Source organism: Acinetobacter sp. Colony158 (assembly GCF_019264745.1).
Lineage (GTDB): Bacteria > Pseudomonadota > Gammaproteobacteria > Pseudomonadales > Moraxellaceae > Acinetobacter > Acinetobacter ursingii.
This window is the reverse complement of sequence record NZ_CP078523.1, coordinates 1,961,807-1,962,046: the sequence shown is the minus strand read 5'-3', so window position 1 is coordinate 1,962,046 and position 240 is coordinate 1,961,807.

Genomic DNA, 240 nt, shown 5'->3' with positions numbered 1-240 from the left:
TTTTCCTGAACGAAGTAAATACATTCAGATCAGGAACTGTATCGTGCCGGAGCTCATTTTATGCACTACTTTACTTAGGCAAATTCTGTAGCTGCATTGAGTATTAGTTCTGGTTCAGCAGATCTAGCCCAGTTTGTTGCATCAATTTTCTTATCAAAAACTTTTGTTTTTCTAATGCCATTCAAAGCTACATCGGCAATCCACTTTTTATTAGGTCGCTGATATACCGAAATACTCATC